The organism is Streptomyces sp. JLYT201 (assembly GCF_059448825.1).
Window position 1 is genome coordinate 2,489,311 of record NZ_CM182551.1, and the last position, 16,682, is coordinate 2,505,992.

At 71.5% G+C, this 16,682-nt stretch carries 15 protein-coding genes; 6 read left to right on the plus strand and 9 right to left on the minus strand.

The genetic code is table 11. From position 1 onward, the window contains the following. Positions 1–195 precede the first annotated feature (195 nt). Positions 196–2,415 (plus strand): alpha-N-acetylglucosaminidase, encoded by a 2,220-nt coding sequence (locus tag AC5WAM_RS09865; RefSeq protein WP_495522346.1) that lies wholly within the window; start codon positions 196–198, stop codon positions 2,413–2,415. Positions 2,416–2,522: 107 nt separating this feature from the next. Here the strand turns inward: AC5WAM_RS09865 and AC5WAM_RS09870 are convergent, their stop codons facing one another. After that, positions 2,523–3,167 carry a DUF4360 domain-containing protein gene (locus AC5WAM_RS09870; protein ID WP_138962489.1) on the minus strand — a complete coding sequence of 215 codons (645 nt, stop codon included), beginning with the start codon at positions 3,165–3,167 and terminating at the stop codon, positions 2,523–2,525. Between the two features lie 522 nt (positions 3,168–3,689). Here AC5WAM_RS09870 and AC5WAM_RS09875 point away from each other — a divergent pair. After that, positions 3,690–4,496, plus strand: coding sequence for a chitosanase (locus AC5WAM_RS09875; RefSeq protein ID WP_495523547.1), 807 nt, complete (start codon positions 3,690–3,692; stop codon positions 4,494–4,496). 117 nt (positions 4,497–4,613) lie between these two features. Then, entirely contained in the window at positions 4,614–5,567 is a 954-nt protein-coding gene (locus AC5WAM_RS09880) for an alpha/beta hydrolase (RefSeq protein ID WP_495522347.1), read from the plus strand. A 51-nt stretch (positions 5,568–5,618) separates the two neighbouring features. Here AC5WAM_RS09880 and AC5WAM_RS09885 read toward each other — a convergent pair whose 3' ends face one another. The 8 genes from AC5WAM_RS09885 to AC5WAM_RS09920 form a co-directional block, all read right to left on the minus strand. Continuing rightward, positions 5,619–7,049, minus strand: coding sequence for a nucleobase:cation symporter-2 family protein (locus AC5WAM_RS09885; RefSeq protein WP_366791969.1), 1,431 nt, complete (start codon positions 7,047–7,049; stop codon positions 5,619–5,621). A gap of 201 nt (positions 7,050–7,250) precedes the next feature. Next, on the minus strand, positions 7,251–8,639 hold the full coding sequence (locus tag AC5WAM_RS09890) for an 8-oxoguanine deaminase (protein WP_495522348.1): 1,389 nt from the start codon (positions 8,637–8,639) through the stop codon (positions 7,251–7,253). A 79-nt stretch (positions 8,640–8,718) separates the two neighbouring features. Next, positions 8,719–10,116, minus strand: a complete 1,398-nt coding sequence (locus tag AC5WAM_RS09895) for a nucleobase:cation symporter-2 family protein (protein ID WP_495522349.1) — start codon at positions 10,114–10,116, stop codon at positions 8,719–8,721. Positions 10,117–10,179: 63 nt separating this feature from the next. Then, positions 10,180–11,151, minus strand: a complete 972-nt coding sequence (gene pucL / locus AC5WAM_RS09900; protein ID WP_366791972.1) for a factor-independent urate hydroxylase — start codon at positions 11,149–11,151, stop codon at positions 10,180–10,182. A gap of 3 nt (positions 11,152–11,154) precedes the next feature. Beyond that, positions 11,155–11,553 carry a hydroxyisourate hydrolase gene (gene uraH / locus AC5WAM_RS09905; protein WP_495522350.1) on the minus strand — a complete coding sequence of 133 codons (399 nt, stop codon included), beginning with the start codon at positions 11,551–11,553 and terminating at the stop codon, positions 11,155–11,157. Between the two features lie 6 nt (positions 11,554–11,559). Further along, positions 11,560–12,117 carry a 2-oxo-4-hydroxy-4-carboxy-5-ureidoimidazoline decarboxylase gene (gene uraD, locus AC5WAM_RS09910; RefSeq protein WP_495522351.1) on the minus strand — a complete coding sequence of 186 codons (558 nt, stop codon included), beginning with the start codon at positions 12,115–12,117 and terminating at the stop codon, positions 11,560–11,562. 170 nt (positions 12,118–12,287) lie between these two features. After that, the gene (locus AC5WAM_RS09915) at positions 12,288–12,650 is read right to left on the minus strand and encodes a helix-turn-helix domain-containing protein (protein ID WP_366791974.1); all 363 of its coding nucleotides are present in this window, start codon (positions 12,648–12,650) and stop codon (positions 12,288–12,290) included. Next, a complete protein-coding gene (locus AC5WAM_RS09920; protein WP_366791975.1) occupies positions 12,647–12,910 on the minus strand; it encodes a thiamine-binding protein in 264 nt (87 codons plus the stop codon). Before AC5WAM_RS09920 ends, AC5WAM_RS09915 begins: the two co-directional genes overlap by 4 nt. A gap of 191 nt (positions 12,911–13,101) precedes the next feature. Here AC5WAM_RS09920 and AC5WAM_RS09925 point away from each other — a divergent pair, with 191 nt between their 5' ends. The 3 genes from AC5WAM_RS09925 to AC5WAM_RS09935 all read left to right on the plus strand — a co-directional run bounded on the left by AC5WAM_RS09925 (position 13,102) and on the right by AC5WAM_RS09935 (position 16,526). Beyond that, entirely contained in the window at positions 13,102–13,935 is an 834-nt protein-coding gene (locus AC5WAM_RS09925) for a TIM barrel protein (RefSeq protein ID WP_366791976.1), read from the plus strand. A gap of 50 nt (positions 13,936–13,985) precedes the next feature. Beyond that, positions 13,986–14,882 (plus strand): 2-hydroxy-3-oxopropionate reductase, encoded by an 897-nt coding sequence (locus AC5WAM_RS09930; protein ID WP_366791977.1) that lies wholly within the window; start codon positions 13,986–13,988, stop codon positions 14,880–14,882. A gap of 186 nt (positions 14,883–15,068) precedes the next feature. Further along, entirely contained in the window at positions 15,069–16,526 is a 1,458-nt protein-coding gene (locus AC5WAM_RS09935) for a catalase (RefSeq protein WP_495522352.1), read from the plus strand. Positions 16,527–16,682 lie beyond the last annotated feature (156 nt).

Genomic DNA, 16,682 nt, shown 5'->3' on the forward strand with positions numbered 1-16,682 from the left:
ATCGGATGTCAATGGGCCCAACTTCCCCTCGTCTTCCACCAATCAGCTTCCTCCGGTCTTTCCGATCCGATGAATCTCCTTGCTCACCGGCGTGGTGTGCGCCGCGCGCTCTCTGACGGGTGGTTAGGAACCGGGGGCGTCCGGGGCAGGAGTCACCTCGGTGTCCGCCCCGCCCGCCCGACCCCGGGAGCCCCGATGTCCCCCCTGCCCCGCCGCACTCTGCTGACCGCCCTCGCCGGCACGGCCGGGACCGCCGCGGCCTGCTCCGGGAGGCACGCCGCCGACGGCGCGTCCCGGGCGGCCGTGGGCCCGAGCGGGGACCCCGGGGGCGCCGCGGCCGCCGCGCGGCGGCTGCTGCCCCGGCACGCGGAACAGCTCGCGTTCGAGGTGTCCGGGGACCCGGACACCTACCGCGTCTTCGGGTCGCGCGGCCGCGTCACCGTCACGGGACCGACCCCGGCCGTCCAGCTCAAGGGCCTGTACCACTACCTGAAGCACGTCTGCCACACCAACATCACCTGGGCGGGGCACCAACTCGCCCTGCCCAAGGTGCTCCCGGCACCCGGCGCGCCGCTCACCGGCCGCGCCAACACCCCGCACCGCTTCGCCCTCAACGACACCAACGACGGCTACACGAACGCCTACCACGACTGGGCCTACTGGGAGCGCGAGATCGACGTGCTCGCGCTGCACGGCTACAACGAGGTCCTCGTGCACACGGGCGCGGACGCCGTCCACCACCGGGTGTTCCAGGAGTTCGGGTACGGGGACGAGGAGCTGCGGGCCTGGGTGCCGGGCCCGGCGCACCAGCCGTGGTGGCTGCTGCAGAACATGGCGTCCTTCCCGCACCCGGTGTCACGGCGGCTCCTGGAGCACCGCGCCCGGCTCGGGCGGCGCATCGCGGACCGGCTCCGGGCGCTCGGCATGACGCCCGTGTTCCCCGGCTACTTCGGCACCGTCCCGCCCGGCTTCGCCGCGCGGAACCCGGGCGCGCGGACCGTGCCGCAGGGCGACTGGGTGGGCTTCGCGCGGCCCGACTGGCTGGATCCGCGCACCGACCCCTTCGCGCGGGTCGCCGCCGCCTTCTACCGCGTCCAGGGCGAGCTCCTCGGACCGTCCACGATGTACAAGATGGACCTGCTCCACGAGGGCGGGAAACCCTGTGACGTGCCGGTGGGCGAGGCCGCGCGGGCCGTCGAGCGGGCGCTGCGGACCGCGCGCCCGGACGCCCTGTGGGTGATCCTCGGCTGGCAGCGCAACCCGCCGAAGGCCCTCACGGACGCCGTCGACAAGGGCCGCATGCTCGTCGTCGACGGCCTGTCCGACCGCTTCCCGCACGTCACCGACCGCGAGGCCGACTGGGGCGGTACGCCGTACGCCTTCGGCTCGATCTGGAACTTCGGCGGGCACAGCGCGCTCGGCGCGAACACGCCCGACTGGGCGGAGCTGTACGAGCGGTGGCGCACCAGGGACGGCAGTGCCCTGCGCGGCATCGCGCTGCTGCCGGAGGCCGCCGACAACAACCCGGCCGCCTTCGAGCTGTTCTCCGAACTCGCCTGGCGGCAGGGCGCGTTGGACCTCAAGGAGTGGTTCGCGCAGTGGGCCACCAGCCGGTACGGCGGCGCCGACGCGCATGCCGCGCGCGCCTGGGACGTGCTGCGGCGCACCTGCTACGGCACCACCCGTGCCGACGGGTGGGCCGAGGGCGCCGACGGCCTCTTCGGTGCCCGGCCCGGCCTGACCGTGCGCTCCGCCGCCTCCTGGTCACCGAAGGAGCTCCGCTACGCGGCTACGGACTTCGAGCCCGCGCTCGATGAACTCCTGCTGGTCAGAAGGGAGTTGCGAGGCTCGGCGGCATATCGACGCGACCTGCTCGACGTGGCGCGGCAGGCGCTGTCCAACCGGAGCCGGGTGCTGCTGCCCCGGATCAAGGCGGCCTACGACGCGCGGGACACCGCCCGCTTCGAGCGGCTCACCCGCACCTGGCTGCGCCTGCTCGGCCTGCTCGACCGGCTCGCCGCCACCGACGCCGGGCAGCTGCTCGGGCGGTGGGTGGCGGACGCCCGCGCGTGGGGCGCCGACGCCCGGGAGCGGGACCAACTGGCCTATGACCAGCTGTCGTTGGTCACCGTGTGGGGCACCCGCGCCGGGGCCGAGGCGGGCTTGAAGGACTACGCCAACCGCGAGTGGGCGGGCCTCGTCGGTGGTCTGTACCGGCTGCGCTGGACGACGTACTTCGACGCGCTGCGGGCCGCGCTCGACGAGGGCCGCGCGCCCGGGCCCGACGACGCGTTCGACTGGTTCGCCCTGGAGGACCGGTGGATCCGCGAGCCGGGACGCCTCGCCGTGGCCCCCGCCGGAGACACGTACGCGATCGCGAAGAAGGTGCGCGACGCGCTCGCCGGGTCCCGCTGACGCGGGGCCCGGTGTCGTCGCCGTGCCTCCGGAAACGGCGGTCAGCCCCGCCGGAGGCACGGCCCCCTCACCAGGAACTAGCTGGTCAGCACCTCAGCCGAGCCAGGTCAGCGCGGGCACTCCTTCCACTTCACGCGGTAGATGGTGCTGATGGCCCCGTCGGTGGAGTCCATCGTCATGAAGCTGGTCTTGGTGCGGTCCGAGGTGCCGACGTCCACCCGCAGCTCGGTGTTGATGTTGAAGTTGCGCTTCTTGCCACAGGGCGCCCAGACCAGCTGGGTGACCTCGGTCTCGTCGGTGGCCTGCCAGTTGTCGGCTATCTGGCCGTTGAAGACGTGGGACTTGGCGCCGGTGTCCGGGGAGCCCTGGAAGTAGTACGACGCCTTCTCGATGCCCCTGGCGCCCTGCTGCAACGACGCGAAGCCCCGGTAGTCGGCGCTCGCGATCGCGTAGGTGAAGCCCTGCGGGACGTGCACGATCAGGCTGAGCTGGCAGTTCTTGCGGAACGCCGTGGGGGCGGAGTTGCCGCCCGCCTGGGCGAGGTAGTCGCTGTAGGTGACGGTGAACGCCGTGTTGTCCTCGGAGACGGCGACGGCTGCCGTCCCTCTGGGGCAGCCCGAGCCGTTCACGGTCGCGATCTCGATCACGATCTTGTCGGGCGGCGGGTCGCTGAACTCGGTCGGGTCGTGAGCGGGCAGACCCGCGGCGAGCAGGGTGGCGAGGGCGCCACCCGCGAGCAGTGCAGCGGACATGTTCGTGGTTCTCCCATCGAGTGCTTCGGCCCGTGGCGGCACGCACGCAGGGCGTGCCGCCGCGAGGTGGGGGATGGAGCGTGTGCTGGGAGGAACTGACTCAGCCATCGCACGGGTCCGCTCACGCGGTCCGCTCACGGGTCGGCGACCGGTCGGCGTGCGATGAGCGGAGGCTGAGGGTGTTGGGATCGTACGGACCAGCGTGAGCAGCGACTAGGGCGATGACCGGCCATGTACGAGCACGCTCGTGGGCCCTCTGGGACACGCCTTCGTGCCGCGTCGGGGGACCGCTGTGACTCCTGTGCCGCGAACCGGACCGGGCCGGGCGGCACACCGGGCGCGCACCGGGCCGCACACCGGACCGCGCTTGACGGGTATACGTCATCCTCGATTTCTGGTAGGAAACCTTCCTAACAAAGCACGGCCCGCGCACGGCACCACGAACTCCCCCCTCTGGAGGTTCCGTTGCACTCCCACCACACCCCCCACCGCACCAGCACGCGGCGCACCGTCATCGGCCTGATGGGCGCCGCTCTGATAGCGAGCCCCCTGATAGCCACCCAGACCGCGGGCGCCGCGCCCGCGCCCCGCGCCACCGCCCCGGTGAGCTCCGCAGCCGTCGGCCTGGACGACCCGGCGAAGAAGGAGATCGCCATGAAGCTGGTCTCCAGCGCGGAGAACTCCTCGCTCGACTGGAAGGCGCAGTACAAGTACATCGAGGACATCGGTGACAAGCGCGGCTACACCGCGGGGATCATCGGCTTCTGTTCCGGCACCGGCGACATGCTCGACCTCGTCGAGCTCTACGCCAAGCGCAAGCCCGGCAACGTCCTGGAGAAGTACCTGCCCGCGCTGCGCCGCGTGAACGGCTCCGACTCGCACGCGGGCCTGGACCCCAACTACACCAAGGACTGGGAGAAGGCCGCCAAGGACCCGGCCTTCCAGCAGGCGCAGAACGACGAGCGCGACCGCGTCTACTTCAACCCGGCCGTCAAGCAGGGCAAGGCCGACGGGATCGGCGCCCTCGGCCAGTTCGCGTACTACGACGCGATCGTCATGCACGGCGACGGCGGCGACAGCACCAGCTTCAGCGGCATCCGCAAGCGCGCCCTGCGCACCGCCAAGCCCCCGGCGCAGGGCGGCGACGAGATCAAGTACCTGAACGCCTTCCTCGACGCCCGCGTCTGGGCCATGAAGCAGGAGGAGGCCCACGAGGACACCAGCCGCGTGGACACCGCCCAGCGCGTCTTCCTCAACAAGAAGAACCTGAACCTGGACCCGCCGCTGGCGTGGAAGGTCTACGGCGAGTCGTACCGCATCGACCGCTGAGCAGCGCCCCACGGGGGCGCGGGGTGCGCACGGCCCGTGGGGGCCGCGCGCACCCCGCGCCACATCTGCCCCAAAGGCTCTTGTCGGCACACGGTCGGACTGTCTACGTTCGCGACCATGACTGACCGGAGGAACATCCTGCGCGGCGGTGTCGGCGCGACCGTGGGCGCCGCGGCGCTGGGGCTCACGGCGGCGGGGCCCGCGGCGGGCGCGCCCACCACGGCGCGGACCTACGTCCTGGTGCACGGCACCAACAGCGCGGGCGCCTTCTGGGCCCCCATCGCCCGGGAGCTGACCCTGCGCGGGCACCGCGTCGTCGCGGTGGACCAGCCCTACCACGGAGCGGAGGCGTATCTTCCCGCCTCCTACCAGACACAGGACCTGGCGGCGTTCGCGACCGAGCCGACGCCGCTCGGCCGGATCGGACTCGACGACTTCGAGCGGCGGGTCACCGATGTGGTGCGCCGGGCCGCCCGCGGCGCTCGCGACGGCAAGGTGGTGCTCGTCGGGCACAGCATGGGCGGCGTCTCCGTCAGCCGGGTCGCCGACGCCGTGCCCGAACTCCTGGAGCACCTCGTCTACATGGCGGCGTACTGCCCGGCCCCCGCCTTCCCCACCATCACCGCCTGCATGGGCACCCCCGAGGCTGCCGACGCGATCGTGCCCGAGGAGCAGGTCATCGGCGACCCGGCGGTCCTGGGGGTGATCCGGCTCAACCTGCGCACCGGCAACCCCAAGGACCTCGCGCTGTTCAAGGAGATGGTCTGCGCGGACTACCCCGACGCCGCCTTCCGGAACGTGCTCGCCGGGCTCCAGCCCGACGAGTCGGACCGGGTGGCCACCGACCGCGCCGTCGGCGGGGCCGGGACCTGGGGCCGGGTGCCGCGCACGTATCTGCGCTTCGGCAAGGACCGCCTCATCACCCCGGCCCTCCAGGACCTCATGATCGCCGCCGCGGACGAGCGGACGCCCGGCAACCCCTTCCGCGTACGGAACTTCGCGGCGGCCTCGCACATCGGGCCGCTCGATCCCGCGCCGCTGGTGGCCGCGCTCGCCGAGCTGGGGCGCTGAGGCGCCGAGGGCGCGGGGGCGGGCCGTGGGCGCCGCCCCCGCGCCGTGCGGTCAGTGCGCGGTGGCCTGCTTGGGGACCCGGGACTCCGAGATCTCGTCGCCGGGCTCCATCGGGGCGGTGACCTCGTCGTCCTCGCTGCCCCTGCCGATGTGGTTGAAGAGGAGGTTGAGGACCACCGCGGCGACGCAGCCGGTGGAGATGCCGGAGTCCAGGATGATCCTCGCGGTCTCCGGGAACGCGTGGTAGAACTCCGGCGCCGAGATCGGGATCAGGCCGACGGCGAGGGACACCGCGACGATCAGGACGTTGTTGTCCTTGTCCAGGCCCGCCTTGACGAGGGTCTGGATGCCGCTGGCGGCGACCGAGCCGAAGAGCACGACGCCCGCGCCGCCGAGGACGGGCCGGGGCACGACCGCGATCAGCGAGGCCGCCATCGGGCACAGGCCCATCAGGACGAGGAAGCCGCCGCCGGTCGCCACGACGTAGCGGCTGCGGATCTTCGTCATCGCCACGAGGCCGATGTTCTGCGCGAAGGCGCTGCACATGAAGCCGTTGAACAGCGGGCTGACCGCCGAGCCGAGGGTGTCGGCGCGCAGGCCCGCCGCGATGGTCTTCTCGTCGGCGGGGCGGCCGACGATCTCGCCGAGCGCGAGCATGTCGGCCGTGGACTCCGTCATGGAGACGACCATGACGACGCACAGGGAGACGATCGCGGCGGCCGTGAACTGCGGGGCGCCGAAGTGGAACGGCGTCGGGAAGCCGACCACGTCCGCCTGCGTGACCGGGTCGAAGTCCGTCACGCCGAACGGGATGGCCACCAGCGTGCCGAGGACCAGGCCGAGCAGGACGGCGACCTGCTTGACGAAGCCGCGCGTGAACCGGCGCAGCAGCAGCACGATCAGCAGCGTGATGCCCGCGAGGGCCAGGAACGTGCGCGAACCGTAGTCGTCGGCCCCCGGGTTCGGGCCCTGGGCCCAGCCGAAGGCCACCGGCATCAGGGAGATGCCGATGAGGGTGATGACCGTGCCCGTGACGACGGGCGGGAAGAAGCGGACCGCCTTGGAGAAGAACGGGGCGGCGACGAAGCCCAGGAGCCCGGCGACGATCACCGCGCCGAAGATGACGGGCAGCGCGTCGTCCTTGTCCTGGGTGGAGTCCACCACCGCGAGCATCGGCGCGACGCCCGCGAAGGTGACGCCGTTGACGAACGGCAGGCGGGCGCCGATGTTCCAGACGCCGAGGGTCTGCAGGAACGTGGCCAGGCCCGCGGTGAACAGACAGGCGCCGGTGAGGAAGGTCAGTTCGGTGGCGGACAGGCCCACCGCCGCGCCGACGATCAGCGGCGGCGCCACGACGCCCGCGTACATCGCGGCGACGTGCTGCAGGCCGGTGGTGGCCATCTTGAGCGCCGGGAGGCGCTCGTCGACAGGGTGCTGCGCAGCGGCAGTCGCTGCGTCCTTGCGGGAGCTTGGCTTGGCCACGGCGGACCCTCCGGTCGGTTACGCGTCACCGCGTGACGCGGGTGTCAGGGAGGTGGTGCGTGGAGCAGGTGGGAGGTGAGGGTCCGGGGGCGCGCACGGCGTGCGCGCCCCCGGCCACGGTGTCCGCGGACCCCGCTCGGGTCCACGGGCGCCGGCTGAGGGCCGTCCCCCTCAGCCGGACATCTGCGTTCGCCGACGCGGTCAGCGCTCCACGGCGATGCGCGCGAGTCGCTGGGCCTCGTCCCGCGCGGTGCGGGCGACGGCGTCCTCGTCGGCCGTCAGCAGACGGCCGTGCTCGACCACCGGCTCGCCGTTCACGAGGGAGAGGGTCACCGGCGCGGCGGCGCCGAAGACGAGTGCGGTGACCGGGTCGGCGATCGTGGAGTGCCCGATGCCGTCGATCTTCCACAGGACCAGGTCGGCGAGCTTGCCCGCCTCCAGGGAGCCGATCTCGCGGGCGCGGCCGAGGACCTGCGCGCCTCCGTAGGTACCCAGGCGCAGGGCCTGACGGGCGTTCAGGGCGGCTTCCTTGTGGGCGCCGAGCCGGTTGATGAGCAGCGCGTTGCGCAGCTCGGTGTGGAGTTCGCCGGACTCGTTGGAGGCGGTGCCGTCCACGCCGAGCCCGACGGGCACCCCGGCGGCGAGCAGGTCGGGGACGCGGGCGATGCCCGCCGCGAGCCGGGCGTTGGAGGACGGGCAGTGGGCCACGCCCGTGCCGGTCCTGGCGAAGGCGGCGATGTCGGAGTCGTTCATGTGGACGCAGTGCGCCATCCACACGTCCTCGCCCAGCCAGCCCGTGGACTCGAAGTAGTCGGTGGGCCCCTTGCCGAACAGCTCGTGGCAGAACTTCTCCTCCTCCACCGTCTCACTGCCGTGCGTGTGCAGCCGCACCCCCAGGCGCCGCGCCAACTCCGCTCCCTGCGCCATGAGTTCGGTGGACACGGAGAACGGAGAGCAGGGTGCGACGGCGACCTGCGTCATGGCGTCGAAGGACGCGTCGTGGTGCGCCCGCACGGTCTCCTCGGTGGCCGCGAGCGCGCCCTCCAGGCTCTCCACGGCGAAGTCCGGCGGCAGGCCGCCGTCCTTCTCGCTGCGGTCCATGGAGCCGCGGGCGAGGGTGAAGCGCACGCCCATGTCGCGGGCCGCCCCGATGATGGCCCCGGACAGGTCGCCGGAGCCCTTCGGGTACACGTAGTGGTGGTCCATGGCGGTGGTGACGCCGCCGCGGGCCATCATCGCGAGGGAGCCGCGGGCGGCGGCGCGGACCATGTCCTCGTCGATGCGCGCCCACGTCGGGTACAGCGCGACCAGCCAGTCGAAGAGGTTGTGGTCGGTGGCGAGGCCGCGGGTGATCCACTGGTAGAAGTGGTGGTGCGTGTTGATCAGGCCGGGCGTGGCGAGGTGTCCGGTGCCGTCGACGCGGCGTACGACGTTCTCCAGGCCCTCGGGGGCCTGACCGGCGCCGAGGGACTCGATGCGGTGGCCGGCGACGACGAGGTGACCGGAGGCGTACTCGGTGTCCTCGGCGTCGACGGTCGCGATCGCGACGTTCTCGATGACGGTGCGCTGCGGGGCTGCCGAAGGTGCCATGGTGCGTCCTTCTCGGGTGGGTGGCGGTGGCGGGGGTTCCCCTGCTCCTCACGAGCTTGGGGGAGGGCACGGCAGGACCCTAGGGAGATTTGAGTGCCGCGACCTCGCTGCGCGCGCTGTCACGGGTGCCGAGATGGTGGAAGAACAGGTTCAGCGCGACGGCGACCAGCGCGCCCGCGCTGATCCCCGAGCCGAGCACGGTCTGCGCCCAGGCCGGGAAGTCGGCGTAGAAGGCGGGCGCGGCGAGCGGGATGATGCCCGCGCCGAGCGCCACCGCGACCAGGACGATGTTGGAGCTGTCGTCGAGGCCCGCCTCGGACAGCGTGCGGATGCCGCTGACCGCGATGGAGCCGAAGAGCACGATGCCCGCGCCGCCGAGCACCGGCATCGGCACGAGGCTGACGACCGCGCCGAGCACGGGGAAGGCGCCGAGCACGATCAGGGCGCCGCCCGCGACGGCGACGACGTAGCGGCTGCGCACCCGGGTCAGCGAGACCACGCCGACGTTCTGTGCGAAGGCCGAGGTCGGGAAGCCCCCGAAGACGGGCCCGACGAGGGTGGCGAGGCCGTCGGTGCGCAGGCCCCGGGTGATGGTGGCGCCGTCGGTCCTGCGCTCGCAGATCTCGCCGAGCGCGAGCATGCCCGCGCTGGACTCGGTCATGAGGACGAGCATCACGATGCACAGCGAGAGGATCGCGGCCGGCTGGAACTCGGGCGCCCCGGACGCGAAGGGCGCGGGCAGCGCCGCGACCGGCGCGGACCGCAGCGCGGAGAAGTCCGCGAGCCCGAACGGAACGGCCGCGAGCGTGCCGATCAACAAGCCCATGAGCAGGGCCACTTGCTTGAAGAAGCCGCGTGCGAACCGCTGGAAGAGCAGGATCACCACGAGCGTGAACGCGGCGAGCGCGAGGTAGCGCATGTCGCCGAAGTCGGCGGCCTCCTTGTCGCCGCCCTGCGCCCAGCCGACGGGCACCGGCATGAGCGTGACGCCGATGAGCGTGATGACGACGCCGGTGACCAGCGGCGGGAAGAACCGAAGGAGCCGCCCGAAGAACGGTCCGACGGCGAGGCAGAAGAGCCCGGCGACCATCACCGCCCCGTAGATCGCGGGGAGTTGGTGGCCGGTGGCGCTGTTCTCGGCGATGGCGAGCATCGGTGCGATGCCCGCGGAGGAGGCGGCGTTGACGAACGGCAGCCGGTTGCCGACGACGTTCTTGACGCCGAGCGTCTGCAGGAGCGTGGCGAGTCCGGCGATGAGCAGGCCGGCCGCGATGAGCCGGGTCTGCGCGGCGGCGTCGAGGCCGACGGCCTGCCCGATGATGAGCGGAGGGGTGACGACACCCGCGTACATGGCGGCGATGTGCTGGAGCGCGGCGGGGACGAGCCGCGAGACGTGGAGCTTCTCATCCACCGGGTGGCATGCGTCCGGCGGGGTGGAACACGGGCCGTCGGTCGGCCCTTCGGCAGGCTGTGCCATAGCTGTCGTTCCCTCCGGTGTGGCGCGCCCCGCCCCTGCGGCGGGCGGGGCGCGCGTCCCGCGTCAGAGGTTGGTCATGTCGACCGGGATCTTGGCCTCGGCGCCGTCGCGCAGGATCGTGGCCTCGATGAGGCCGTAGGGGCGGTCCGCGGCGTAGTAGACCGCGCCGTCCTTGGCGTCGTTGTCGAGGCCGCAGAAGGAGAGGTCCTGGCGGAAGTGGTGCTTGTTGGGCGCGGAGAAGCGGATCTCGTCGATCTCGCTGCGGTTGTTGATGACCCGCGAGCCCATTTGGTAGAGCGTCTGCTGGAGCGAGAGGGAGTACGTCTCCACGAAGGCCTGGAGGATGTGCTTCTTCGCCTGCTCGTAGGACTTGTTCCAGCTCGGCGGGCGCTGGTCGTCGCCCGTCCAGGTGTACCGCCACCACGTCGACAGGGACGTGGCGAGGATGCGGTCGTAGTCCTCCTTGAGCGTCGTGTACTTGTCCTTGATGTAGCCCCAGAACTCCGAGTTGGTGGTGTTCATGACGGTCAGGTCCTTCAGACCGCCGAGCACCTCGAACTGCGGCTCCCCGTCGCCTTCGGCGGAGTAGGTGATCTGGGCGAGACGGGTCTCCTGGCCCTTGCGCACGAAGGAGTGCTTGACCTCGTCGGCGCCGATGAACTGGGAGTTGCCGTCGGAAGCGGCGATGCGCTCCCAGGAGTACTCCTCGATGCGGATGCGCGCCCGGTGGATGGAGGGCTGGCTGTCCACGAAGTGCCGGGCGAGGTGGATGCCGTAGCTCTCGGCGGACTCGATGCCGTGTTCCTTGGCGAAGGCGAAGCAGGTGTTCTTCGTGGTGTCCGTCGGCAGGCAGTTGGCGTTCGAGCCGTTGTAGTGGACGTCGTCCAGGTCGCCGGAGAGGGCGACGGAGACGTTCAGGTCCTTGATGTGGTGCGTGTCGCCGTCCCGCGTGATCTTGACGACCCGGTTCTCGGCCTTGCCGTACTGATTCTGTCCCAGGACCACAGGGCGGGCGGGGCGGGAAGAGTCGACCATCTGCTAGCTCCCTCGATATACGGAGTAGCCGAACGGGTTGAGCAGCAGCGGTACGTGGTAGTGCTCGCCGGGCTTGACGGCGAACGTGATCCCTACTTCTGGAAAGAACGCACCGCTGTCCCGATTCGCGGGGGCGTCCTGCTGCGCCTCGGCTTGCTTGGCTTGCTTGCTCAGGAAGTACGGCTCGACGGCGAAGTCGAGGCGCACATGGGTGGTGCCCTCCGGCAGGGCCGGGAGGTCCTTGCAGCGCCCGTCCGCGTCGGTCACCGAACCGCCGAGCTCCCGCCAGTCCGCGGCTGCCCCGCCGCGGGCGGAGAGCCGGACGGCGACCGCGGCGGCGGGCCGGCCGACCGAGGTGTCCAGGATGTGCGTGGACACCGAGGCCGTGGTGCTTGTGCTCATGCTGCGTCAGTCCTCTTCAACGGCGTCGACGAGTCGGGCGAGGCGGATCCGGTTGATCTTGCCCAACTCGGCGCGGACGATCTCGCGTTCGCGCTCGGGCGTGTTGCCGATCCGGTCCCTGACCGCGTCCCGCATCTGCTCCCCGGTCCTGCCGGTGGCGCAGATGAGGAAGACATGGCCGAACCTGTCCTGGTAGGCCAGGTTGAGTTCGAGCATCTCGGCCTTGAGCTCCGCGGACGCCCCGGCCATGCCCCGCTGCTCGCGGGACGAGGTCGGGTCGCCCGGCTTCGGACGGCCGATCGGCGGGTGTCCCGCCATCGCCTCGGCCAGGTCGGCCGCGGTCAGCGCGGCCGTGGCGGCGTCGCTCGCGGCGTACAGGGCGTCGGCGGTGGCGAAGGGGCGCCGGGCCAGGATCGTCTCGCCCCAGACGGTCGAGGCGCAGGCCTCGTGGAGTGCGGTGCGCGCCGCGGCCTCGTCGAGGGCGTTGAACCGGGCCAGGCCCGGCGTCTTGGTGCTCGAAGTCACGGGGGCCTCCGGGGCCTTTGTGCTGGACGGGCTGCGCATAGCTAACGCCGTCCGAAAGTCGACGTCAACACTTTGTTGAAAACTTTGGTTAACAAAGACCCCGGGTCCCCGGGCGCGACTTCACCGGGGCTTCGCGCCCCGTCCGCACGCACCGGACGGGCCGTCCGCACCCGCCGGGGCGGGCCCCGCGAGAGCCCGTCCGATGGCGGCTACGTGGAGCGATTCAGGTAGTTGTAGACCGTAAACCTGCTCACGCCGATCGCCGTGGCGACCGTCTCGACGCCGTGGCGCACGGCGAAGGCGCCCCGCGCCTCGAGCATCCGGACGACCTCCTGCTTGGCCTTGCGGTCGAGGTCGGCGAGGGGCTTGCCGTGCTTGCGCTCCAGGGCGAGCAGGATGTGGTCCAGGGAGTCGGCGAGCTGCGGCAGCCGCACGGCCAGGACGTCCCGCCCCTCCCAGGCGAGCACGACGTCGTCCTCGCCCGCCTCCTCGGGGGCCAGCATCCGCCCGCCCATCGCGTCCACCAGCGGCTTCACCGCGAGGGCGAAGGGGTCATCCGCGAAACCGGTCATCCCGCACCCTCCTCGGCGCCGCCCTCGACGACGTTCACCTGGAGGGAGACGCGGGTGGCGCCCGCACCCAGGGTCTTGCGCAGCATCGCGTCGACGGCCGCGAGCACGGCGTCCGCGTCGCCCTCCGCGGTGTTGCCGAACGGGCCGACGTCCACGGCGTCGAGGCCCGCCCCCTGGACCACCTCGCGGGCGACCACCGCGTGCGGGGGCGCCTCGTCCAGATCGAAGGGCTCGGTCGTGAACTCCACTCTCAATCGCACGGGCTCAACCTACTTCGGAGTCCGGAATCTGCGGCAGCCCCTCTTGACAGCTTCCGCGGAACGCAGGCAGTCTTCCATCAAGCAGAAACGAACTTCCGCAATACGAAATCAGCCCCACGGCGCTACGGCCACGGCACTCCGGGCCTCACCGCGCCCCGGCCACGGCACTACGGAAGGAGCGCGGAAGCCCCATGGGATTCTCCGACCAGCGCTTCGATGTGAACCTGTCGATCCTCTTCACCGAGCTCCCGCTCCTGGAGCGCCCCGCGGCCGCCGCCGCGGCGGGGTTCAAGGCCGTCGAGCTGTGGTGGCCCTGGGTCGAGACCCCCACCCCCGAGCACTCCGAGCTCGACGCCCTGAAGCAGGCGATCGAGGACGCGGGCGTCCAGCTGGTGGGCCTGAACTTCTACGCCGGGCAGCTGCCGGGCCCCGACCGGGGCGCCCTGTCGATCCCCGGCGAGGAGAGCGAGAAGTTCCGCGCGAACGTCGACGTCGCCGCGGACTTCGCCGAGTCCCTCGGCTGCACGGCGCTCAACGCCCTGTACGGCAACCGCGTCGACGGCGTCGACCCGGCCGTCCAGGACGCGCTCGCCCTGGAGAACCTGGTGCTGGCCGCCCGCGCCGCCGACCGCGTGGGCGCGGTGCTGCTCGTCGAGGCGCTGAACGCCCCCGAGTCGCCGCGCTGCCCGATCGTCAGCGCCCCCCGGGCCATCGAGGTCGTGGACAGGGTCAACGAGGCGACCGGGCTCGGCAACGCGAAGTTCCTCATGGACCTGTACCACCTCTCCATGAACGGAGAGGACCTGCCGCAGGTGATCGCCGCGTACGCCGACAGGACGGCCCACGTGCAGATCGCCGACAACCCGGGGCGCGGCGCCCCCGGCACCGGGTCGCTCCCCCTGGAGGACCTGCTCGACCAGTTGCGCAAGGCCGGGTACGAGGGCCGGGTCGGCCTGGAGTACAAGCCGGGCGACCGCCCGAGCCACGAGTCCTTCGACTGGCTGCCCGCCGGGGCCCGCGGCTGACGCCCGGCCCATCTCACCACGTACCGACGCCCGTTAGAGAGGTCCCCCTCATGAGCAGCACGCTCCCCAAGGTCGCGTGGATCGGACTCGGGATCATGGGCTCGCCCATGTCCGAGAACCTGATCAAGGCCGGTTACCCCGTCACCGGCTACACCCTGGAGCAGGACAAGCTGGACCGGCTCGCCGCCGCGGGCGGCACCGCGGCCGCCTCGATCGCCGACGCCGTGCGCGACGCCGACGTCATCGTGACGATGGTGCCCGCGTCGCCGCAGGTCGAGGCCATCGCCTACGGCCCCGACGGCATCCTGGAGAACGCCAGGTCCGGCGCGCTGCTCATCGACATGTCGTCGATAACCCCGCAGACCTCCGTGGACCTCGCGCAGGCCGCCGCGGCCAAGGGCATCCGGGTGCTGGACGCCCCGGTCTCCGGCGGCGAGGCCGGCGCGATCGAGGCCGTCCTGTCCATCATGGTCGGCGGCGAGCAGGCGGACTTCGATACGGCCAAGCCGCTGTTCGACGCCCTCGGCAAGACCGTCGTGCGGTGCGGTCCGCACGGCTCGGGCCAGACCGTGAAGGCCGCCAACCAGCTCATCGTCGCGGTCAACATCCAGGCCTGCGCCGAGGCCGTGGTCTTCCTGGAGAAGTCCGGCGTGGACCTGGCCGCGGCCCTCGACGTGCTGGGCGGCGGGCTCGCCGGGTCGACCGTCCTGACCCGCAAGAAGGACAACTTCCTGAACCGGGACTTCAAGCCGGGCTTCCGCATCGACCTGCACCACAAGGACATGGGCATCGTCACCGACGCCGCCCGCAACGTCGGTGCCGCGCTGCCCGTCGGCGCCGTGGTGGCCCAGCTCGTCGCCAGCCTGCGCGCCCAGGGCGACGGCGGCCTCGACCACTCCGCGCTGCTCCGCTCCGTCGAGCGGCTCTCCGGCGGCCCGGCCGCCTGACCGACCCCAGACTTCCGGGCCGTGGCGGCGCTGACACCTGTCCTGTCGCGCCCAAGCGTCGCCACGGCCCGGAACCCCACCCCACCTCGAACTTCAACAAACTGTTGACGTGATGGATCCGGCGTCCTTACGCTCGCGTCACCTCAGCAGCCCATGCAGTTCTGCACGGAAGGCCGACCTACCACCATGCCGAAGCGCGTGCTCACCACCGAGTCCGGCGCCCCTGTCGCCGACAACCAGCATTCCGCCACCGCAGGCGTCGGCGGCCCGCTCCTCCTCCAGGACCAGCACCTCCTGGAGAAGCTCGCCCGCTTCAACCGCGAGCGCATCCCGGAGCGCGTGGTGCACGCCCGCGGCTCGGGCGCGTACGGCTACTTCGAGGTGACCGACGACGTCACCGGCTTCACCCACGCCGACTTCCTCGCCGAGGTCGGCAAGCGCACCGAGGTCTTCCTGCGGTTCTCGACCGTGGCCGACAACCTCGGCGGCGCCGACGCCGTCCGCGACCCGCGCGGCTTCGCCGTGAAGTTCTACACCGAGGAGGGCAACTACGACCTCGTCGGCAACAACACGCCGGTCTTCTTCATCAAGGACCCGCTGAAATTCCCCGACTTCATCCACTCGCAGAAGCGCGACCCGTTCACGGGCAAGCAGGAGCCGGACAACGTCTGGGACTTCTGGGCGCACGCCCCCGAGGCCACGCACCAGGTGACCTGGCTGATGGGTGACCGCGGCATCCCGGCCTCGTACCGGCACATGAACGGCTACGGCTCGCACACCTACCAGTGGACCAACGCCCAGGGCGAGGCTTTCTTCGTCAAGTACCACTTCAAGACGAACCAGGGCATCCGCAGCCTGTCCTCCGAGCAGGCCGCCGAGATCGCGGGCAAGGACCCCAACTCCCACCAGACGGACCTGCTCCAGGCCATCGAGCGCGGGGTGAACCCGTCCTGGACCCTGCACGTCCAGATCATGCCCGCGGCCGACGCCGCCGACTACCGCTTCAACCCGTTCGACCTCACCAAGGTGTGGCCGCACCGGGACTACCCGCTCCAGCGCGTGGGCCGCCTGGTCCTGGACCGCAACCCCGACAACGTCTTCGCCGAGGTCGAGCAGGCCGCCTTCTCGCCGAACAACTTCGTACCGGGCATCGGCCCCTCGCCGGACAAGATGCTCCAGGGCCGCCTGTTCGCGTACGCCGACGCGCACCGCTACCGCCTGGGCGTGAACCACACCCAGCTCGCGGTGAACGCGCCGAAGGCGACCACGGCGGACAACTACGGCCGCGACGGCCTCATGGCCACCAACGCCTACGGCCGCGAGCGCAAGAACTACGAGCCCAACTCCTACGACGGCCCCGCCGAGACCGGCAGGCCGCTGTCCGCGCCGCTGGCCGTGACCGGCCACACCGGCACGCACGAGGCGCCTGCCCACACCAAGGACGACGACTTCTTCCAGGCCGGTGAGCTGTACCGGCTGATGTCGGACGAGGAGAAGTCCCGCCTGGTCGCGAACATCGCGGGCGGTCTGTCCCAGGTGTCCCGTGAGGACGTCGTCGAGAAGAACCTCGCCCACTTCCACGCCGCCGACGCCGACTACGGCAAGCGCGTGGAGGAGGCGGTCCGCGCCCTGCGCGAGGACTGATCCGCCCTCACTTCAAGTACTGCGCCGGGGACTTGACGGGAGGTCGGTCCCCCAGCGCGGATCCCGCGAGGCCGTGCGCCCGGATGAGGGGTGGCACACGGCACGCGGGGGGACGAGGACCGCGGCGGCTCGGGGCGAGCCAGTGCGGTGGTGAAG